This window comes from Bartonella sp. AA78NXGY (assembly GCF_042197005.1).
Lineage (GTDB): Bacteria > Pseudomonadota > Alphaproteobacteria > Rhizobiales > Rhizobiaceae > Bartonella.
This window is the reverse complement of sequence record NZ_JBHIRI010000001.1, coordinates 149504-172715: the sequence shown is the minus strand read 5'-3', so window position 1 is coordinate 172715 and position 23212 is coordinate 149504. Positions and strand designations below refer to the sequence as shown.

The 23212-nt window shown below is 37.1% G+C and carries 14 protein-coding genes; 12 read left to right on the top strand and 2 right to left on the bottom strand.

Features of this window, described 5'->3' with window-relative positions:
• A complete protein-coding gene (locus tag ACFINL_RS00675) occupies window positions 1–1533 on the top strand; it encodes a YifB family Mg chelatase-like AAA ATPase (protein WP_375611373.1) in 1533 nt (510 codons plus the stop codon).
• A gap of 4 nt (window positions 1534–1537) precedes the next feature.
• Here the strand turns inward: ACFINL_RS00675 and ACFINL_RS00670 are convergent, their stop codons facing one another.
• Window positions 1538–2449: a transporter substrate-binding domain-containing protein gene (locus tag ACFINL_RS00670; RefSeq protein WP_375649007.1), complete on the bottom strand. Its 912-nt coding sequence runs from the start codon at window positions 2447–2449 to the stop codon at window positions 1538–1540.
• 1229 nt (window positions 2450–3678) lie between these two features.
• Between ACFINL_RS00670 and gyrB the strand changes: the two genes are divergently transcribed.
• The 11 genes from gyrB to tsaE all read left to right on the top strand — a co-directional run bounded on the left by gyrB (window position 3679) and on the right by tsaE (window position 22105).
• Window positions 3679–6111 (top strand): DNA topoisomerase (ATP-hydrolyzing) subunit B, encoded by a 2433-nt coding sequence (gene gyrB / locus ACFINL_RS00665; protein ID WP_375611371.1) that lies wholly within the window; start codon window positions 3679–3681, stop codon window positions 6109–6111.
• A 118-nt stretch (window positions 6112–6229) separates the two neighbouring features.
• Complete coding sequence (ubiE, locus tag ACFINL_RS00660; RefSeq protein ID WP_375612796.1) at window positions 6230–7012, top strand: bifunctional demethylmenaquinone methyltransferase/2-methoxy-6-polyprenyl-1,4-benzoquinol methylase UbiE; 783 nt, start codon at window positions 6230–6232, stop codon at window positions 7010–7012.
• Window positions 7013–7014: 2 nt separating this feature from the next.
• Window positions 7015–8601 (top strand): 2-polyprenylphenol 6-hydroxylase, encoded by a 1587-nt coding sequence (gene ubiB / locus ACFINL_RS00655; protein WP_375608982.1) that lies wholly within the window; start codon window positions 7015–7017, stop codon window positions 8599–8601.
• A gap of 68 nt (window positions 8602–8669) precedes the next feature.
• Complete coding sequence (gene coaBC / locus ACFINL_RS00650) at window positions 8670–10091, top strand: bifunctional phosphopantothenoylcysteine decarboxylase/phosphopantothenate--cysteine ligase CoaBC (protein WP_375612794.1); 1422 nt, start codon at window positions 8670–8672, stop codon at window positions 10089–10091.
• Window positions 10092–11978: 1887 nt separating this feature from the next.
• Window positions 11979–12698, top strand: coding sequence for a sulfate transporter family protein (locus tag ACFINL_RS00645; protein ID WP_375611367.1), 720 nt, complete (start codon window positions 11979–11981; stop codon window positions 12696–12698).
• A 986-nt stretch (window positions 12699–13684) separates the two neighbouring features.
• Complete coding sequence (gene accD, locus ACFINL_RS00640) at window positions 13685–14605, top strand: acetyl-CoA carboxylase, carboxyltransferase subunit beta (protein WP_375611366.1); 921 nt, start codon at window positions 13685–13687, stop codon at window positions 14603–14605.
• 4 nt (window positions 14606–14609) lie between these two features.
• The gene (locus ACFINL_RS00635; RefSeq protein ID WP_375611365.1) at window positions 14610–15929 is read left to right on the top strand and encodes a bifunctional folylpolyglutamate synthase/dihydrofolate synthase; all 1320 of its coding nucleotides are present in this window, start codon (window positions 14610–14612) and stop codon (window positions 15927–15929) included.
• Window positions 15930–15973: 44 nt separating this feature from the next.
• The gene (locus ACFINL_RS00630; protein WP_375649002.1) at window positions 15974–16972 is read left to right on the top strand and encodes a complex I NDUFA9 subunit family protein; all 999 of its coding nucleotides are present in this window, start codon (window positions 15974–15976) and stop codon (window positions 16970–16972) included.
• Between the two features lie 713 nt (window positions 16973–17685).
• Window positions 17686–19083 (top strand): adenosylhomocysteinase, encoded by a 1398-nt coding sequence (gene ahcY / locus ACFINL_RS00625; RefSeq protein ID WP_375648996.1) that lies wholly within the window; start codon window positions 17686–17688, stop codon window positions 19081–19083.
• Window positions 19084–19117: 34 nt separating this feature from the next.
• The gene (locus ACFINL_RS00620; protein ID WP_375628512.1) at window positions 19118–21583 is read left to right on the top strand and encodes an ATP-binding protein; all 2466 of its coding nucleotides are present in this window, start codon (window positions 19118–19120) and stop codon (window positions 21581–21583) included.
• Between the two features lie 51 nt (window positions 21584–21634).
• Window positions 21635–22105 carry a tRNA (adenosine(37)-N6)-threonylcarbamoyltransferase complex ATPase subunit type 1 TsaE gene (gene tsaE, locus ACFINL_RS00615; protein WP_375612787.1) on the top strand — a complete coding sequence of 157 codons (471 nt, stop codon included), beginning with the start codon at window positions 21635–21637 and terminating at the stop codon, window positions 22103–22105.
• A gap of 680 nt (window positions 22106–22785) precedes the next feature.
• Here the strand turns inward: tsaE and trxA are convergent.
• Window positions 22786–23109 carry a thioredoxin gene (trxA, locus tag ACFINL_RS00610; protein ID WP_273790200.1) on the bottom strand — a complete coding sequence of 108 codons (324 nt, stop codon included), beginning with the start codon at window positions 23107–23109 and terminating at the stop codon, window positions 22786–22788.
• Window positions 23110–23212 lie beyond the last annotated feature (103 nt).

Genomic DNA, 23212 nt, shown 5'->3' with positions numbered 1-23212 from the left:
ATGATCGCACGTATTACAACTGTTGCTTTTCGCGGTCTAGAAGCAGTCCCTGTCGATGTACAGGTTATGATTTCGTCTGGTAAAATAGGAATGGCTATTGTTGGATTAGCTGATAAAGCAGTTGCAGAAAGCCGTGAACGTGTACAAGCAGCCCTCCACGCTTGTGGACTTTCTATGCCTACTAAACGAATTACGATTAATCTTGCACCAGCTGATTTGCCTAAAGAGGGATCGCATTATGATTTGCCAATCGCCGTAGGCTTAATGCTTGCTATGGGAATCCTCCCTCCCGAAGTAGCTCAAGACTATGTCATTTTAGGAGAATTATCACTGGATGGTTCACTTACCGCCGTTAATGGTGTTTTACCAGCTGCCATGACAGCTTTATCACTCGATAAAGGACTGATTTGTCCCTTCCAATGTGGACCTGAAGCAGCATGGGCAAATGCAGAAATAAATATTCTTGCCCCAGAGACTCTGCTCACTATAGTCAACCATTTCAAAGGAACCCAAATTCAAAAACGTCCACAACCGCGCCAATATACTATCGAAACTGAACTTCCAGATCTTTGCGAAATCAAAGGACAAAAAACAGCCAAACGTGCCTTAGAAGTTTGTGCTGCTGGACGCCATAACCTTTTGTTTGTAGGTCCCCCTGGTGCTGGAAAATCTATGCTAGCGCAACGCTTACCTTCCATTTTGCCACCTCTTGATAGCCGTGAGCTTTTAGATGTCTCTCTGATTGCTTCTATTACAGGAGAAACGGTTCATAATACCATTTCACTTCATTGTCCCTTTCGTTCCCCACATCATTCTGCTTCCATGGCCGCAATGATTGGTGGAGGGCTTAAAGGACGACCGGGAGAGGTCTCCCTTGCTCATAATGGTGTGTTATTCCTTGATGAATTGCCTGAATTTTCTCCACAGGTTCTTGATTCTCTTCGTCAACCTTTAGAAAGTGGGGAGTCAGTTATCGCCCGCGCTAATCACCATATTAGCTATCCTGCTCGCTTCCAACTTATTGCCGCAATGAATCCTTGCCGTTGTGGTATGGCAGGCGAAAAAGACCATGTTTGCCCTAAAGGGATACGCTGTCAAATCGATTATCAGTCCCGTATTTCTGGTCCTCTGCTTGACCGAATTGATTTACGGATTGATGTCCCTGCTTTGACGGCTATGGACCTTATGCAACCAGAACAATCAGAAAAAAGCTGCGACGTTGCCAAACGCGTCGCACGGTGCCGTACCATTCAAGCTAAACGTTTTTCAACAATGGGGTTTGATCATATTCGTACCAATGGCGATTGCCCTGCCAAAATTATAGAACAGATTGCCATTCCTGATAAAAGTGCGACCATACTCTTACGAGATGTGAGTGAAAAAATGCACCTCTCCGCACGCGCTTATCATCGCATTCTCAAAGTTGCACGCACAATTGCTGATCTTGACGGATCAGATACTCTTTCACGCTATCATCTCGCAGAAGCTATTTCCTATCGACTAGGCGCAGAAAGATTAACAGCCCTTAATTAAAAAACTACTCATCAAAAAAACTTATTGGAAAATAACGCAAATAAAGTTCTGTAAGTTTACCATCCTCTTCTAGAGATTTCAGCGCATAATTGAGTATATCAACCAATTTTTCATTCTTTTTTGCAACAGCAAGCTGCATTCCTTGCCCCAATAACTGTGGCGCCATATATGCCCCCCCAACAAAATGGCAGCAATCAACAGATTTTTGTTTTTTGAACCATAATGATAAAGCAAATCCATCATCAAAAATAAGGTCAATTTTACGCTCTTGTAATGCTTTATAGAGCTCTTCTCTCTTTTTAAACCCTTGCCATTTGGCTTTAGGAAAATAATATTGAAAGAGTTTTTCGTGAACACTTTTAGACAAAACACCACTGGTTAAATGTATCAATTGATCGCTTATTGGCTCATCGAGATTTAAACGTCGAGAAGCAACAAATCGCGCTGGAAAGCGCAAATATGACTTTGTAAAAACAAGATCTTGCTGGGTTTTACTTGTTTCTTTTAAACCCGCAATAATGACTTCTGCACCACCATTTTTAACATGTTCTAAAAGCTCTTTCCAAGGAATCACTTCTATTTCACAAAGCTTCTCTAATTTTAATTTTGAGCAAATAGCACGCAATAAATCGATATTATAACCTGCAAGATACCCCGATTGATCAATAAAATTAAAAGGAGGAAAATCAAAAGTTGTTACAAAACGCAAACGAAAGATATCCGTTGTATCAGGTTGTACCAAATGTTCATGCGAATCAAAAAAAGAAGGCAACCTTTCAGCTTCTGCGTAAGAGGAAAATAGAACCCCCCCCGCTACAAATAAAATACGAATAAAAATATTGTATGGATTATTGAATAAAAAGTACTGTAAACGCAATTGAAGATGTTTCACATATATAGATTTTTTTATTTTCAAAATCTCTCCCCCATTTTTCAAAACTAAGATGCAACACTTCTTAACTATTATCTAACGCACTTCACCAAAATATCTGGCGTTTAATAAATAAAATTCTTGCTATTTTTGAAACCATTGAAAATGCTTAGATTTCTGATGTTAATTTTCCAAAATGAATATATAAAAAGTAATTTTAGAGAAAAGCGATTTAATTTTTTAATATAAGAAATAAGCTGTATATACTTTATTGCGTATCTTAAAATATTAAGACCATTTCCTTGCGTATCACAACTTGGGAAGTATATAGATACTATTGAAGAAAAGAGTAAAAATACCCCTCAAATGCCGAGGGTTTTCTCAACATTAAGGTTGCATCAACATTTAAGAGCTGAAAAATAAAATGATGATTCTGATTTGCACTTTATTGTCACGATGGGAAAGATGGGGGACATAAATCTTGTAGTATTCACAGGGTATTTTGCGTTATACTATTCAAACATCGTTGTAAAATGAGTTTGGGAACATTGAGAGATGCTCCTTAAAAAAGCGCGTGAATAAACAGTACAATGGCGTTTTGTTTTGAATGAGCGATGCAACCTCACGAGAATGCAAGAAACAAAAGCGTAAGATAATTCGTCATTACCCTCATTATTCAAAAACATCACCGTAGACGTTTTTTTAAATTGTAAAGTTGAATATAAAAGATGATCGTGGAAACGTGTTTTTACATTTACGCATTTATATTTTCCTCAAATGAAGCTTTTTTCACATTTTAAAGATGACACAAACCAATATACACAATATTTTCGCCTCAATCTAACATACAAAAGTTTGAACTGCTTAGAGAGCTCGCAACCTTTGTTTTAAATATATGGTAGAATTAGGATTGAAAAATTGATTTATGGATAAAACAAGTGAGACCTTTATTAGTGTAACACAAAAATGCATAACTAATTCTGAAACATTACGCATATGCAAAAATAAACAAAGTAAATAGCATCGTTTATGAAACAGCTTTTTGTATAAGTCATAAGTGTTTATTCGCCTTATATCACCGCCCTAGTGTTTTACAGCATAGCAGTACACTATCATTTTATCATTCTCTCCATTATATATCGACAGATATTGAATCTAGATCCGATATACGGTAAATATTTAATGTGGTTATTCCATAAATAACTGATCAGAACATTGAGCTTTAAAAAAAGCGGATAAAATATTGTAAATTGAACACAGGAATGGACTAACTTATGAGTGATGAAATAACCTCACCAGCACAAAGCAATAACTATGATGCCGCTTCTATCAAAGTTCTCAAAGGTCTTGATGCTGTACGCAAACGTCCTGGTATGTATATCGGTGACACTGATGATGGATCGGGGTTACACCATATGGTCTATGAAGTTGTAGACAATGCTATCGATGAAGCTTTAGCCGGTCATGCAACTCTTGTAAACGTCACACTCCATGCTGATGGTTCTTGTTCTGTTCGTGATAATGGACGTGGAATTCCGACAGATATCCATCCAACAGAAGGTATTTCTGCCGCTGAAGTTATTATGACACAGCTTCATGCCGGTGGAAAGTTTGATCAAAACTCTTATAAAGTTTCAGGCGGATTACACGGTGTTGGCGTCTCTGTTGTGAATGCATTATCCGTTTGGCTTAAATTGCAAATCAAACGCAATGGTAAAATTCATGAAATATCATTTACCCACGGGGTAGCTGATGCTCCATTAAAAGTTGTTGGCGATTGCGATCAAGAAAGTGGAACAGAAATTAGATTTTTACCAAGCTCTGAAACCTTTACTATGGTTGAGTTTGATTTTGAAACTTTAGAGCGTCGTTTACGGGAATTAGCTTTTCTAAATTCTGGGGTTTATATTCTTCTTGTTGACGAGCGTCATGCTGATATTAAATCCGTTGAATTGCATTATGAAGGTGGATTAATAGAGTTTGTGAAATATATTGATCAATCAAAAAAAGCTCTGCTTGATACTCCTATTTATATTGCAAGTGAAAAGGATGGTATGAGCGTTGATGTTGCCCTGTGGTGGAATGATTCCTATCATGAGAAGGTCTTGTGTTTTACCAATAATATCCCTCAGCGTGACGGTGGAACGCATTTGATAGGTTTCAGAAGTGCCCTTACACGCCAAATTAATGGCTATGCTGAATCTTCAGGTATTGCTAAAAAAGAAAAAGTGAACTTAACCGGTGATGACTGCCGTGAAGGATTAACAGCTATTCTTTCTGTCAAAGTTCCTGATCCAAAATTTTCTTCACAAACAAAGGATAAGTTAGTCTCTTCTGAAGTGCGCCCTATTGTTGAAAGTTTGGTCAATGAAGGTCTTTCAATATGGCTGGAAGAACATCCTCATGAAGCAAAACTTCTCATTAGTAAAGTGGTAGAAGCTGCAACAGCACGTGAAGCAGCACGCAAAGCACGTGAACTCACAAGACGAAAAGGGGCGCTTGATATCACTTCTCTACCAGGAAAGCTTGCCGATTGCCAAGAACGAGATCCCGCAAAATCAGAAATCTTTATTGTCGAGGGGGATTCGGCTGGCGGTTCAGCAAAAAGTGGGCGCTCACGTCAAAATCAAGCAATTTTACCCCTTCGTGGTAAAATCCTCAATGTTGAACGAGCACGTTTCGACCGCATGCTCTCATCTGATATGATTGGAACACTTATTACAGCTCTTGGAACGTCTATCGGTAAGGATGAATTTTCGCCGGATAAATTACGTTATCATAAGATTATTATCATGACGGATGCGGACGTTGATGGAGCCCATATTCGTACTCTGCTGCTCACTTTCTTTTTTAGACAAATGCCCGAGTTGATTGAACGTGGACATCTTTATATTGCTCAGCCTCCTCTTTATAAAGTATCGCGTGGAAAATCTTCCCAATATATTAAAAATGAAGCAGCGTTTGAAGAATTCTTGATCGATACTGGATTAGAAGAAACAACGCTTGAGCTTTCAACGGGAGAAGTTCGTGCAGGGGCTGATTTGTATCAACTCGCTAAAGATGCTCGTATATTACGTCAACTTTTAAATGGTCTTCATACCCGTTATGACCGTAATATTGTTGAACAAGCAGCAATTGCTGGCGCTTTTAATCTTGAAGTCTTTGCAACACAAGAAAAAGCGCAAAAAATAGCAGATACTACAGCACACCGTCTTAATCTGATTGCTGATGATATGGAACAAGGTTGGAGTGGACAATATACAGCAGATGGAAGTTTATGTTTTGAGCGTATTTTGCGTGGTGTTAAAGATGTTGTTACGCTTGATGTGGGACTTATAAATTCAACTGACGCACGCCAAATTGATCGCATTTCTCAAAATTTTATCGACATATATCATCCTCCTGTTCTTTTACGTCGCAAAGATAAAACAGAGCGTATTTTTGGTCCTATGAGCCTTTTAGAGAGCATTTTTACAAACGGTAAAAAAGGTGTTACTCTTCAACGTTATAAAGGTCTTGGGGAAATGAATGCTGAACAACTTTGGGAAACAACGCTTGATCCCAATGCACGTTCTCTTTTACAAGTAAAGATTAATGATGCAACCGATGCAGATTCACTCTTTTCTCGTCTCATGGGTGATGAAGTTGAACCTAGACGTATTTTTATTCAAGACAATGCCTTAAGCGTTGCCAATCTTGATATCTAAAGGTACTCTTCTGTTTTTGGCTGTGTAAACGTCGTAGTTTTATACGTTGTTTTTTCGTAGTTGAACATTCCCTCTCTATTTCATTTACGATAAAAGAAAAATAAGGAAGATCATATACATGGCAATTGAAACAGAACGTGTAGGAACCAAGGGTGGCATGGAGCACTCTTTTGGTTTTACAATAGTAGATGAAACACAAAAACAATCCATGGTGGATGGTGTGTTTCATTCTGTTGCTGAAAATTATGACAAGATGAATGATATCTTATCCTTAGGGCTACACCGTGTGTGGAAAAATTCCATGATTGCTTGGCTTTCCCCACCAGCACTTTCTCATTGGAAAGTTCTTGATGTCGCTGGCGGTACAGGTGATATTGCTTTTCGTATTCTTAATGCTTCACGCCAAAAAGCCCATGCTACAGTGCTTGATATTAATGGCTCAATGCTCAGCGTTGGCAAAAAACGCGCACAAAAAAATGGTCTTGCCCCTCTGATTGATTTTGTTGAAGCCAATGCAGAAAATCTACCTTTTGAAGATCAAAGCTTTGACGCTTACACGATTGCTTTTGGAATTCGCAATGTTCCTCATATTGATCAAGCTCTTAGAGAAGCTTTTCGTGTTTTAAAGCTCGGTGGACGTTTCTTATGTTTAGAATTTTCAAATGTCGAGATGCCTTGGCTCGATAAAATTTATGATCTTTGGTCTTTCCATGCTATCCCTAAGCTAGGTCAATTTATCGCAAATGATGGCGATGCTTATCGTTATTTGGTTGAATCTATCCGCAAATTTCCTAAGCAAGATGATTTTTCCCATATGATCAAGCATGCGGGGTTTTCGCGGGTATCGTACCGCAATCTCACCGGTGCGATTGCAGCGCTGCATTCAGGTTGGAAAATTTAAAAATGGTGCAAATTTCCCCTTACTTTCAATTGATGCGTGCAGGATGGGTTTTAACACGTGAAGGTGTTTTAAGTGCTCTTCCTCATGATGATCTTCAAGGATTTCCAGCGCTATGTCATCGTATAGCGAGTGCATTAGCACGACGCAAAACAAAAAAGAAACAGCGATCTGAAAATATTTCATATGCCATTAATAAGCTTGGACCCTCTTACATAAAACTTGGTCAATTTCTTGCCACAAGACCTGATATTGTTGGGCGTGATATTGCGGAAGATTTGTCACAGCTACAAGATCGTGTCCAAACATTTTCTTGCACTGCCGCTATTGCTCAAATTGAAAGTTCTCTTGGTCGCTCTATTGATGATTTATTCGTAAATTTTTATCCCCCCATTGCCGCCGCTTCTATTGCTCAAGTTCATCCAGCTGAATACAGTGATGAAACTGGCCATAAGAAAAAATGTGCTGTAAAAGTTATTCGTCCCAATATCAGAGCACGTTTTTCTAAAGATCTTAGAGGATTCTATCTCATTGCTCATTTACAAGAGCGCTATATCCCTGCCTCTCGAAGGCTTCGTCCTGTTTGTGTGGTGGATACTTTAGCACAAACAACACGACTTGAAATGGATTTACGCTTAGAAGCAGCAGCTATATCTGAAATGGCTGAAAATATTCAACATGATACAGGCTTTCGGGTTCCACGTATTGACTGGGAACGGACAGGACGTAATGTTCTTACAATGGAATGGATTGATGGTATAAGAATATCCGAAACTTCCAAACTCAAAGAAGCAGGATTTGATTTGAAGGCGCTTGCTATTACGCTTATTCAATCTTTTCTTCGTCATACACTGCGTGATGGTTTTTTTCACGCCGATATGCATCCTGGTAATTTATTTGTAGATGAAAAAGGATGTATTGTTGCTGTTGACCTAGGCATTACAGGAAGGCTTGGTAAAAAAGAAAAGCATTTCCTTGCTGAAATTCTTTATGGCTTTATTACCCGCGATTACCATCGGGTTGCACGCGCCCATTTTGAGGCAGGTTATGTTCCTTCACACCATAATATCGAAAGCTTTGCGCAAGCCAACCGCGCTATTGGCGAACCAATTCACGGACAATCAGCACAAAGCATTTCCATGGCTAAATTGCTCACTTTATTGTTTGAAGTCACTGAATTATTTGACATGCAAACGCGACCTGAACTTTTATTGTTGCAAAAAACGATGGTTGTTGTGGAAGGCGTTGCCCGCACATTAGACCCCACTTTTAATATGTGGAAAGCTTCTGAACCCGTTGTCAAAGAATGGATTAGTAAAAATTTAGGACCCGTAGGCGTTGCAAAAGACTTTAGTGAAGGAGCACAAGCTCTCCTTTCGCTGGCACGCAAAACACCACAATTGGTTCAAAATTTCCAACGGATAGAAGAAGATTTCAATCAAATGAGAAAAACAGGTTTTAATCTTTCTCCTGCTACCCTCAAACAACTTGCTGTGGAACAAAGTCATAGAAACCGTTATGGTCGTTATAGTCTTTTTATCATTGCACTTTGTTGCGCTTGTCTTACTTTTTACTTTTTTCATCTTTTCTAATCTCCTTAATATGCTAAAAATATCAACAATGAAATCATTGCAATCATTTTATTTCTTGGAGGTATTTTATGGCCAGTATTACCATTCGTAACCTGTCTCCTGAAACCAAAGAAGCTTTACGCATACGCGCCGCGCAAAATGGTATTTCTATGGAAGAAGAAGTCCGACGCCTTTTAAGCAATCCCACTCCTCTCACCACACAACCCCTTCATACTAGCGCTGTTGAAATGCAATCATTGAAATCAAAATCTCTCCTTCTTATTATTGGTGGAAGTATTGCATCCTATAAAGCACTTGATTTGATTCGCCGTTTACAAGAACGTGGAGCACATTTAAAAGTTGTAATGACAAAAGCAGCGCAAAAGTTTATTACGCCTTTAGCCGCTGAAGCTTTAAGCGGTGGTACTGTATATACTGATTTATTTTCACGCGAAGAAGAACACGATATCGGACATATCCGTTTAGCACGTAATGCTGACCTGATTATTTTAGCCCCTGCTACAGCCAATCGCATTGCAAAAATAGCCAATGGCATAGGAGATGATCTGACTGATTGCATTCTTTTAGCGGCACGCTGTCCACTCTTAATTGCACCCGCCATGAATCCGTCCATGTGGGCGCATCCTGCCACTATTCGCAATGTTGCACAACTGCGCGCAGATGGCGTTCATATCATCGGACCAGAAATCGGAAATATGGCTGAACGTGACGAGATAGGATATGGACGCATGAGCGAACCTTTAACTATTGTCGCTACCATAGAGACTATTTTGAATGTGCATGAAAAACCTCTCTCTGACCGCCATTTCATCGTTACCTCTGGCCCTACCCATGAACCAATTGATCCAGTGCGTTATATTGCTAATCGGTCTTCAGGTAAACAAGGCCATGCCATCGCAACCGCTCTTGCGCATTTGGGTGCAAAAGTAACACTTATTTGTGGACCTGTTAATCTTGCAGACCCACAAGAAGTAAAAACCATTCATGTTGAAACAGCACAACAGATGTTACAAGCCGTTCAAACCGCATTGCCTGCTGATGGTGCTATCTTTGTTGCCGCTGTTTGTGACTGGCGCAGTCAAACGCAGTCTTTACACAAAATTAAAAAGAATGCTCATAAAATACCACCATCCCTTCATATGGTTGAAAATCCTGACATTTTAGCAACGATTGGACACGCTCCAAACCGCCCCTCATTGGTCATTGGTTTTGCTGCTGAAACATGTGATATCATTGCCAATGCGCAAAAAAAATGTGTTGAAAAAGGAGCTGATTTCATTCTTGCTAATGATATTTCTCTTCAACTAGATGGTACAAGTGTCATGGGTGCTGATACAAATCAAGTTTATCTCGTAAGTAGAAAAAAAGTTGAACAATGGCCCCATATGAGTAAACAACACGTAGCGCAAAAATTAGCAAATGTGATTGTATCATTTCTTGCCCCCAAAACACCTACTCCTCATGAGGAAAATATACCCCTTTGCAAATAAGAACTCTTCAAACGCGTTGATATTAAAACACCTTATAAAATAGAACTGACAATATGTGTCTATCCATCTCAATTAGTATATAATATTTCTGGTTTATAATGATAATATCGCATTGTTCATATTAAATTAGAATCCCAGATATCATAAGATTCTCTCATTCCTAATCTCTCTCATGTTGAATCAATAAAAATCATTTTCTTGCACGTTGTAAACAAGGATAACTGTATGAATACAAAACGTTTCAGAAAGAACTAAAAGCGCTTATAATGGACCGTCTCAAGAACCAAGGGCTTGTCTCGGACAACACTGAGGATGATGGTGCCAGCGTGCTCTTTTTATTAAGCGTAAAGTTAGTGATGCCCTATAAGTTTTATATTATTCACGAGAGCTTTACCCATATACCATTCACAAACGCTGTTGCGAAATGGGTGTGATGAGCGTTGGGAAATGTTTTTTTAAAAAATCCTATCTCACCCTAGCCTTCATAAAAGCAGGATCTATTGCACCACTGTCTCGCCAGCTTATAAAAAAACAAGCTATCATTCACTTTGGCTACCATCAATTTTGACAAAGCTCTTGTAATGGATAAAATTTATAAAAAGCATTTTCTTTCTTCAATGTTTTTATCCACATATTGGTCATATTTATGATATGCAAATAAATGATTTTGATTGTTTCATGATGAGAGCAGCTAATGAGAAAATATGACAACTTTATTTTGAGCTCTTATTCGCTATGAAAAATAATGTATAAATCAATAATATTATAACATCTCAATGCAATTTTAAGCATACTTCATGCTGACGCTCATAAAGAATGTAGACAAAATTCATTGTACCACTGTCTATAAGTTTATGAAACTGAAGCCTTTATTATTTTCCTCAGTGATCGGTCTTTAAGATTAAATGTCTGTGTCCTCTCTCCAGAATACCAAGACCACAAAGACTAGAATTTTATCCATGATATCTTCACATTGTGATGTTTCATGAGAAGCATTTTTATTCCTTTATCGAAAGCTTTGTATCCATACATTGGTCTCGCCTATAATGTGTACGTAAATAATTTTTTGATGTTGAATAGAGTCTTTGAAATTAAAGAATATTTCTATATTTGGGATTTTATTCAAGTTGAAAATGATCAATTCTCTTCGATAAATTAGTGGTGTTATTATCTAAAAATTATTTGATACAGTGCACCACTTGTATGAAAAGTGCTTCAATGAATGCTTACTTCATTGCACTTATGGCTTTTAAAATTCAAAATCTCATCATTTTTAAGCATCCGTGGTTTCTCCCTTTCTTTGCTTCTTCTCAAAAAACTGCTCTTCTATGGGATCTGACAGTCAATCGCCTAAGCTTATTTTTTCCACTTCTATCATATTAATCATTCTGTTGCCCAAAATTAGAATATCTACGGAGCTACTACGTTACCCCTATTCCATTGAACTCAATATTTTTTTGAAAGCGAGAGGCAAAAGCATGCCGCCAAATAGTAGAAAAGTACAGAATTTTAGGAATTGTGCAAAACAATTAAACATTTAGATAAACGAAGTTAGATAACTCTACTGAATAAATAGAAATAAACAACTTTTCTCCCAAATAGTTCTTATTCCTTAATTTTTTACATATATCATATAAACGCAATAATCTACACTATGTACAAAAATACTAAAAATTTCTTCTACAACAGCTACTTTTTAAATTCTTCTTTGTTTTTAAAAATCAAAATTTCTATTTATTCAAACTTTATTTTTAACAAAGAAACCTTAACCGTTTTTTATAATGTTCTTGAAAAAAATCTTGTAATTCAAAGAAAGAAAAAATTACACTGTACATACTTTAAATATATTTCTTGTTTTTTTTGCTTCTTTCCTTAGTTTATTAATCTATGATTTTTACTGCTGCTTATCGTGCTTTACAACGTCTTCTGACCTCGCAATATCGTATTATGATACTGAAAGCATTGGGGGTTACTTTTTTCATTCTCACCATTTTATGGTTATGTGTGCACCAACTTTTTGTGTCTTACTTTTGGCCCTGGATTGCTCAATTTCTTCCTGGACTCCCTAGTTGGGCGGGATGGATTGGTTTTAGCATGCTTATCATCTTTAATCTTGGGTTGGCTCTTTTGTTGGCTTTTTTGATTGCACCCATCACAGCTATGATTGGTGGTTTTTTCATTGACTCTGCTGCTGAAATCATTGAAAAGGAGGATTACCCAAACGAGCCTATTGGACAAGCCTTGCCGTTTCAGCGTTCTCTTATCATTTCCTTTAAATTTGTTATTTTAAGCCTTCTTGGTAATGGAATTGCTTTTATTTTATTCTTCATACCAGGTATTAATTTAATTGCTTTTTATCTTATTAATGGTTATTTGCTCGGTCATGAATATTTCTTGTTTGCGGCTTACCGTTTTCGAACAGAGCAAAATGCGCGTGCTTTTTTACATACTCATTACACAACAGTTTTTGGCGCAGGATTATTGATAGCGCTTTTTGTTTCGATTCCTATTATTAATCTAGCAACACCGCTTTTTGCCGCCGCCTTTATGACACATTTACACAAAATGCTTTCCCAAAAGACCATAGCACGCATTACACAAAAATAGTGTTCCTTGACTTTAAGGTTAATAAAACTTGCCAGCCAAAGAAAGCATAATATAAAATTTTATGCTTTATCTTTTATTAAAGCAATATATTGATTTATAATGATAACTTATCGTTTCACAACATGAGTGAAAAACCTAAATATTATGAGGGTTTCTCATTTTAATCCTATTCATATTGGATCAATTGAAATCGTTTGTTAATATATCATAAACGGAGGTGGTGTGCGGATAAAAGTACTTTCAAAAAGGCGTGAAATATCTTTATATGAATCCTCTTAATGCAAACATTATCGTCGTATTGAAAACTGAAAAAGAGTATGATGGTGCCGCTTTGTACCTTCTATTTCAGTAAAAACGGATAGCATAATGTCTTTTATACCATTCATGGAGAGTGTATATTCTTCATAAGAGAGTTTTGGAAATTATTGAAAGATATCTGTGTAAAACAAGCACGTAAATGAGTAATATAATGGTATTTTGAGCGTATTCTATTTTAATTGTAAAAAGCGTGCGCTTTAAAGAAACCTTTTGAAAAAAATCTTGCTCTGATGTTAGCGTTTCGCTAATATAGCGTTATTGTATTCATTATCTTTAATGGATTATTTTAGCCTTGTTAGCGCCTTATATTATAAGGTTTCTTTTCTTCAAAACTGTTGATACGAATGATTAATTGGATATTCATTTTTATTAAAAAATAAGGCGTTTGTTAACCATCGCAAGGAGTAAATTTTAACACCAAAGTAAAAAATACAAACATGTAAGTTCTTAAAACTTATGAGAAATTTATTATAGGGAATACTCTTCATGATGCATATGATTGTTATAATATGGGAAAAATTAAAAATTAAAAAACAAGCTATACGTACACTGATAAAAGTATTAAATAGACTCCTTTGTTCAACCGGTAAAGCAAATGTGACTGCTTAAGTTCTATATTCTTTCAAATCATGCAAAAGATGCACAATATTTAAAGGAAGGTTATAAAGATGAACTGGATTACAAATTATGTTCGTCCTAAAATTAACTCTATATTGGGGCGCCGTGAAATTCCAGAAAATCTATGGATTAAAGATCCTACCAGTGGTGAAATGGTCTTCCATAAAGATCTGGAAGCTAATCAATTTGTAGCTCCCAATTCTGGTCATCATATGCGTATCAGTGCTAAAAATCGTCTCATGCATTTTTTTGATGATGGTGTTTATACAGCTCTTGAAAATCCAAAAGTTGTAACAGATCCTTTAAAATTTCGTGACGAAAAACGCTATATTGACCGGTTAAAAGATTATCGTTCTAAACTTGGGGTTGATGACAATATTTTAAGTGCACGTGGTACGATTGAGGGTTTGCCAATTATTGCAACTGTTCAAGATTTCGCCTTTATGGGTGGATCACTTGGTATGGCTTCAGGAGAAGCTATTATCAAAGCTTTTGATACTGCCATTGCTGAAAGGCGTCCGCTGGTTCTTTTTGCTGCTTCTGGTGGTGCACGCATGCAAGAAGGAACACTCTCGTTGATGCAAATGCCCCGTACAACAGTAGCGATTGAAATGTTGAAAGAAGCAAAGCTTCCCTATATTGTTGTGCTGACTAATCCAACCACCGGTGGTGTTACTGCTTCTTACGCCATGCTTGGTGATATTCACATTGCCGAGCCTGGCGCTATGATTGGTTTTGCTGGTCCACGTGTGATTCAACAAACTATACGCGAAACCCTACCAGAAGGTTTTCAAAGTAGTGAATATCTGCTTGAACATGGTATGATTGATATGGTTGTATCGCGTTTAGAAATGAAAACAACAATTGCGCGTATTTTACGCTTGATGATGAAACGCCCTGCTGTTTTTAACCCTTCCGATCCATCCCCAACAGACTCTCAAACATCGCTTTCTAGGACAAAAGCAGCTTAAGTTTATGCAACAAAGTCAAATACAAAGGGTGGTGGATGATTTACTAAAAAATTATCCGAAAAAATTTGATCTTTCCTTAGAGCGTATTGTTCACCTTTTAGAGCGTCTTGGTAACCCACATTTAAAACTTGCCCCTGTTATTCACATCGCTGGAACAAATGGCAAAGGATCTGCTTCAGCAATTTGCCGTGCTCTTTTGGAAAATGCAGGATACCGCGTTCATGTTTATAGCTCACCTCATCTCGTCAACTGGAATGAACGCTGCCGGTTAGGTCAAAAAGGAGGTGGTCAACTTGTTACAGAAAACCAATTGGCTGAGACAATCCGTGAAATTATAAAAGTAAATCGTCAAGAGCCGATTACTATTTTTGAAATTTTTACAGCCGCTGCCTTTATGTTGTTTAGTATACATCCAGCTGATGTTGTCATTTTAGAAGTTGGATTGGGAGGACGTTTTGATGCTACCAATGTCGTTAACAAACCAGCTGTATCGCTTATTATGCCCATTGATTATGATCATGAGAGCTTTCTTGGAAATACAATTGCTCAAATCGCTTTTCAAAAAGGAGGGATTATCAAACCAAACGTTCCTGTAGTCATTGGGAAGCAAAATTATGAAGAAACTCTTGCTACTTTAATACCCCTTGCTAATAAAAATAAAGCATTTTATGCTCTCTTTGATCAAGATTATCAAAGTTATAAAGAACATGGACGTATGGTTTTTCAAAACAATCAAGGTCTCATGGATCTTCCCCTTCCTAACCTTATTGGAGACCACCAAGTTGCCAATGCTGGTGCATCTCTTGAAGCAGTTTATCAAGCGGGTTTTCAACTTTCAGAACAAACCATAAATGACGCTTTAAAAAATATTTATTGGCCCGCACGAATGCAGCATCTTACCCAAGGACTTTTGGTTGATCAACTATCTCCTGATATTGATTTATGGTTAGATGGTGGTCACAATCCTGCTGCAGGAAAAGTTATTGCGGCAGAACTTACACAATGGAGAAAAAAAACAGATCGCCCCATTATTATGATTGCTGGCATGCTTAATACCAAAGATGCTGTCGGTTATTTTCGTCCTTTAGCTAACCTTGTCGATAAAGTATATACGATACCGCTGCTTGACAATAATGCCAGTATCTCTCCAACAGACTTAGCTGAATCAGCCCAAAAAGTAGGAATCCCTGCTGCCCCAAAAGCGCACCTACAAGATGCTTTGCATAAAATTAAAATGGAATATAAAGAGGCTATTGTCCTTATTAGTGGTTCTCTTTATCTTGCGGGTGATATTTTGCGTGACAATAAAACACCACCGTGCTAGATAATTAGCTATTTTTAAAGCTTTGAAAGATAGACTTTTTAATCATGCAACTTGATTGTGCACTTTATCAACATCCTAAACTCATTACTGTTTTTGGCGGATCCGGTTTTGTAGGACGACATGTCGTTGAAACTTTGACTAAGCGGGGATATCGCGTTCGTATCGCTGTTCGTTGTCCACAAAAAGCTTATTACATGCTCCAAATAGGAGAAGTAGGACAAACCCAAATGCTTAAAACAGATATCAAGCATCGTGCTTCTGTTGCACGCGCATTGCTTGGAGCTGATGCGGCAGTGTTTTTGCCTGGTAGCTTAAAACAAGCAAATCAATCGAATTTTAAAAAAACACAAATTGATGGTGTTTACAATGTTGCTGAATTAACAGCAGAAACTGGTATTCCGCTAATCTATATGTCAACACTTGTGGCTAACGAGAATGCTTCATGTCTTTATGCACGTGTTAAGTTTATGGGTGAACAAATCATTCATAACAAGCATCCTCAAGCAATTATTATCCGTCCATCCGTTATCTTTGGACCAGAGGACTGTTTCTTTAACACCTTGGCAGATTTGTCACGTTTTTTACCAATTATGCCTCTTTTTGGAGGTGGGAAAAGCAAATTGCAACCCGTGTATGTTGGTGATGTTGCTGAGTTTATCGCGCGCGCTTTAGATGGACAAGTTGCTTGGGGAAAAAATTATGATCTTGGTGGTCCCCAGATTATCACCTTCCAAAATACTCTTGAAAATATACTCAAAATTATTCACCGTAAAAAAACAATCCTATCCATGCCCCTTTCTGCTGGTCTATTGATTGGAGGAATTTTGGGAACAGTCGGTAAATTGCCTTTTGTACCAACACTCGTAACAGCCAATCAGATACGTTTTTTGCAAATGGATAACATTGTTTCTAAAGAAGCTATAGAGAATGGATATACTCTAGAAGGTGTGGGAATTACCCCCAGAGCAATGGCAGCATTCTTGCCAAGTTATCTTTGGCGATTTCGTCCACATGGTCAATTTTCCCAAAACCTATTCGTTTAGAATAAATTCTTCTAAAACTGAGTTAATTATTTGATTTATAATTCATCGCTCGTTGTTAGCAGTTTTAAAATCAGAGTGTTCAATAGAGTGATGTTTTTACATTTTAAATACTCTATTCAGTATCACAAAAAATGTTTAATCGTATATCTATAATCTTTTGATAAAAATCGTTGAAAACAAGAGAAAAGCACTTCTTATAAACTGTCTTTATCCAAGAGCAGATGCAACATTGGAATCCTAAAGAACCGATTCTGAATTGCCTATTCATAAACATGATAGCCTATGGCTTTGCATTATATTATTTTGCTAAAAAGCTTAATAATGAGATTAAAGTAATACTTCCTTTTTCAACAACCGCATAAGTGAGTAGAATATGGGTATACTACTTTCGATATTATCCCATAAAAAATCGATATAAAAACTGTGAAGCAATGCACCATTTTTATTATTTAAAAGGTATTCCCTCTAGAGATTTTTAAAAGCTTTAAAGTTACGTGAAAAGGATAGAGTTTTGTTTATATAATAAGACTTATCATGAAGATCTCTTATTCTGTTAGTAACATCACTACTCAGATCCGTAAATGCATATTTGTTGCACAAATTTATGGAGATTTTAAAAGAGCTTTTTCACATAGAGAAGTCCTCTTCTTGTCTTGCATTTTTTTTTAATTTCTCCTACCGTCTTGGAAAAACTTATTTTAAAGGAATGAAGAATGGCAGCTCAAGATTTTGTTGTCAAAGATATTGCACTTGCCGCTTATGGTCGTAAAGAACTTAATATTGCTGAAACTGAAATGCCTGGTTTGATGGCTTGTCGTAAGGAGTTTTCTTCCAGCCAACCTTTGCGCGGAGCGCGTATTTCTGGCTCATTGCACATGACAATTCAGACAGCTGTTTTAATTGAAACATTAAAAGCGATTGGCGCCGATATACGATGGAGCTCTAGCAATATTTTTTCTACGCAAGACCATGCAGCAGCAGCTATCGCCGCAACTGGCATTCCTGTATTTGCCGTTAAGGGTGAAACATTGGAAGAATATTGGACTTATATAGATGCAATCTTCCAATGGCCAGATGGTAATCCTTCCAATCTTATTTTAGATGATGGAGCTGACGCCACAAACTATATTTTAATGGGAAGTCGTGCAGAACAAAATAAAGATATTTTATCGCATCCCAAAACAGAAGAAGAAGAAATTTTTTTCAAACAAATACAAAAGCGTATGGATGCAACGCTAGGTTTTTTTACACGACAGCGCGCAGCAATTAAAGGTGTAAGCGAAGAAACCACAACAGGTGTAAACCGTCTTTATCAGTTACAAAAAGAAGGACTTCTACCTTTTCCTGCTATTAATGTTAATGATAGCGTCACTAAATCAAAGTTTGATAATAAATATGGATGTAAAGAATCATTGGTCGATGGTATTCGACGTGGAACAGATGTGATGATCGCTGGTAAAACTGCCATTGTCTGTGGTTATGGTGATGTAGGAAAAGGTTCAGCAGCATCTCTTTCTGGTGCTGGGGCTCGTGTTAAAGTAACAGAAATTGATCCTATCTGCGCTCTTCAAGCCGCTATGGATGGCTATGAAGTTGTTAATTTGGATGATGCTGCTTCCAGTGCTGATATTATCATCACGACAACAGGCAATAAAGATGTTGTTCGTTTAGATCATATGCGACAAGTAAAGGATATGTGTATTCTTGGAAATATTGGTCATTTTGATAACGAAATCCAAGTCGCTGCCCTTAGAAATTTGCCATGGACAAATATTAAACCACAAGTTGATATGATCACCTTTCCCGATGGAAAACGCATCATTTTGCTCTCTGAAGGGCGTTTGTTAAACCTCGGGAATGCGACTGGGCATCCTTCTTTTGTCATGTCAGCCTCGTTTACTAATCAAGTTTTAGCGCAAATTGAACTTTTTACCCGTTCAGAACACTATACAAATGAAGTCACTGTTTTGCCTAAACATCTTGATGAAAAGGTTGCACGTCTACATCTGGATCGGTTAGGAATAAAATTAAGTGTTTTATCAGAAGAACAAGCCGCTTATATTGGAGTCTCACCACAAGGACCTTATAAACCAAACCATTATCGTTACTAATACGTTTCCTTGGGTTAAAAAAGGGAAAGATGCCGTGCTCAGCTTTGGTGACTATAACCCCAAAGAAAAAGCTCAAAAAGAGATCCGAATCTATACGTATATATTTTGCCTTTTTTTCTTTTTTTCTCCAACATGCGCTTTTGCTCAGTCATTGGAAGGTTATTTACCATTTTTCTTCACTTTGCCGAATGGTCCATGGCTGCTTTTAGCGCTGTGTGGAGGAATTTCTTGTGCTTCACTTCTCACGTGCCTAGCTGTTATTATGCGTGCAAAAAAAACTGCACAGAAGCCTTTGAAGATAATTCAGGCAAATTTTTCTGAAAAACTTAAATATTATGAATGGCTTCTGGAAGAAACCGAGCAATTCCTTCTTATTTGGGAAAATCCAACAACCTTACCCCGTGTCGTTGGTGCCCTTTCTGCATTGCAAAAAATAGGAATCGACCAGAAAGATTTTCAGCGTTTTGAGCTCTGGGTTGAAGAAAATTCTCTGCGAGAACTTGATTATGCATTGACTCAACTACGTTGTAAATGTCACCCTTTTGATCTTTCTATCACCACCACAAACAATGTACCGCTACAAGTTACAGGAGTCATCGCAGGAACAGTCGCTATTGCTCGCTTTCAAGATATCTCAAAACAACAGAGTGAAAATGCTCGTTTACAGAAAGATATCGCCCGCCTTCTTACTGAATTGAGAATGCAGCGTAATCTTCTTGATCTTATTCAAGAGCCCGTATGGATAAAAGATTGTGAAGGAAAAGTTTGTTTTATCAATCGCGCCTTTAGAGAAATGACAGATTTTCGTGAAGGCAGTGATGAAGTGGGGGATCTTTTCAATGAAAATACACAACGCAAAACAGATGAAATAGAAACAATTTTTCAAGAACATGTTCACACAGTTATTGATGGAGAACGACATCGTTTTCATCTCACACGTATTACAACAGCCGAAGGGATGGCAGCTTTTGCGCGTGATGACAGCGCATATGAAAATCTTGCTCATGAATTAAGTTATGTTCTTCAAAGCCATTGTGAAACACTTGACCAAATTTCAACAGCTGTAGCTATTTTTGATACAAACCAAAAATTAAAATTCTGTAATCATGCTTTTAAAATTTTATGGCCGTTGGAGACTTCCTTTTTAGAAAGTGAACCAAGCCATACATTATTTCTTGAACGTCTACGTGAAAAAGGGCTCATTGCTGAACACCCCGATTGGCGCGCATGGAAAGAAGAACTTTTTAAAGCCTATCGACAAACAGAATCGAACCAACAAATTTGGAATCTTCCAGATGGGCGTACGGTGCGTGTTATCTCGAACCCTCATCCACAAGGAGGTGTCACTTGGCTTTACGAAAACCTTACAGAAAAAATTGATCTTGAACGCCGTTATAATACACTTATTAAAATACAAGGTGAAACACTTGATAAACTTTCCGAAGGCGTGGTTGTTTTTGGTACTGATGGACGCCTTCGTTTATCGAATCCTGCCTTGTCGAAATTGTGGTCTCTTCCTTATAATTTACTGGTAGAAGGGACCCATATTACACAGTTACAAAGCCATTGTTCAGCCTTAACCTTAGGACAAGAATGGGATCAATTTACCAAATTCATTACCGGTTTTGCTGAAAAACGTGAAACATATTCAGGTCGTATAGATCTTAAAAATGATATGATTATTGACTATACTCTGGTTCCTCTTCCCGATGGACAAACAATGCTTACTTTTGTGAATGTTACAGATACAGTCCATGTTGCACGTGCTCTTCAAGAAAGAAATGAAGCATTAGAAAGTGCTGATCGTTTGCGTAATGAATTTGTCCAACATGTTTCCTATGAATTGCGTACACCTCTCACCAATATTATTGGATTTTCCGATATTTTACGTGATCAAATTTTCGGCTCTATCAATAAACGTCAACAAGAATATCTTGGGCATATTCATTCAGAATCAGGAACTCTTTTAAATATTGTTAACGATATTCTTGATCTTGCTACCCTTGATGCAGGCATTATGGAGTTGGACATAAAATCGGTTAATATTGCAGATGCTATGATACAAGCAGTAGCACGTGTAGAAGATCGCCTTAATGGACGGCATATTACGCTTTTACAACAAATTTCTCCTTCCTTAAATTCTATTTCTGCTGATGAAAAGCGCTTGCATCAAATTTTTGTGAATGTACTGAGTAATGCTATTAATTTTGCAACGGAGGCGAGTACTATTGAATTTTGCGTCGATGAACAAGATGATAACATTGTCTTTAGCGTTCACAATCAGGGCTCTGACATCCCAGAAGACGTTCTTGATCGTATTTTTAAACGTTTTTCTTCCCATTCACACCATGGTGGGCGTGCGGGAGCGGGTCTTGGCCTTTCCCTTGTAAAAAGTTTCGTTGAACTACACGGTGGACATGTTGAAATTCTTACCGGTTCTGGAAAAGGAACAACAGTTAAATGTTTTTTCCCACTCTCCAAAGGAGATACGATTTTTTAATTTTAACCTTTATGATAACAAAAATTTTTCATCCATTTCATGGAACTTTTAATGAATTTTAGTTTTTTTCTTGAAAATGAAGAGGCAACAAAGCTTTTTGCACAAAATTTAGCTCTTTCTTTAAAGCCAGGAGATCTTGTAACGCTGCAAGGAGATCTTGGAACTGGAAAATCAACCATTGCACGTACAATCATTCAAACACTTGCGAACGATAACACTATGGATGTTCCAAGCCCTACTTTTACTCTTGTGCAAAGCTATCAACTTCCAAAGTTTGAAATTATTCATGCTGATCTTTATCGCCTTTCTATGGCAGAAGAAATTGATGAATTAGGGCTTCATGAAGCTCGTGAGAAAAATATTTTACTTGTTGAATGGCCAGAAAGAAATACAGCTCTTTTAGAACTCGCCACTTTTGCACTCACCTTACACTATAAAGAACATGGGCGTCATGTAACAGTTAGATCAGCGCAACATTCCATTGAATGTTTGCAACAGTCTTTTACAATTCGTACATTTTAAAAAAACATGAACATCATCATTTTTTAATTTGATAATACCTCAGTACTACCTATGAAATCTGAGATGATAGACAACATAAAGAAGGCTTCATGGAGGCACCAACCATGGAAGATGAAACGAAATGATGACTCTTTTATATAACAATGACATAAATTGCAAAGGACAGCCGTTAATTTATAGAAATTCATCAATTTATTTTAGAGAATCTGATACCTACAATTTTGATTTTAGAGAATAGTATAAGAGAATTTTAAATTGAAGTGATAACCCTTTAGAAGAGCATTATATAACCTGTAGTGAATTGCTTGTCTCTTTCTGCTTAAAAATTGTGAGCTTCAGAAAAGTAATTTGCAAAGTTTTTGCTTAAAATCTCCCTTTATGTGTTGAAAACACTATCTATCTCAATAGTCTTATCTAAGAAGAAATACCTTTAATGAAATTATCATTCACCCAATATTTTTAACGCGCCTATAAGGAAAGAATTGCATATATTCTTCATACAAAGCAATTTTTTATAAAAAATGGCCAATTGAATCATGCATAAAAGCACGAATTCTTAAATTCATTTAAAATTTTGATTTTTATTGTCTTTTCATTATAACATAATGCAAAAAAGAATATTTTAAAAAAGTCAAAAGGAGAGACAAAATTTCTCTCCTTTATAGTAATTATACGTGGAATTAACTAAGCCCATCTTTTATCCATTCAGAAAGACGTCCTTTAGAGGTAGCGCCAACCATATTCGATGAAATATTTCCATTTTTAAACATTAATAATGTAGGGATAGAACGTACTCCGTATTGGGTAGCCAGTTCCGGATTTTCATCAATATTTACCTTAGCAATTTTAACTTGATTTTGCATTTCTATTGAAATTTCATCCAACATTGGAGCAATCACTTTGCAAGGGCCACACCATTCTGCCCAAAAATCAACCACAACAGGGGTGGAAGAAGTTAGAACTTCACTTTCGAAATTGTCCTTATCAACTTTTATACACGTCATTGATTTATCCTTTATATTCACCTTTTATAGATTGGTATAATAACAATTCATATCAAGTTATTGCAAAGATAAATTATTAAAGGACTTTTTTACACTAGGGATT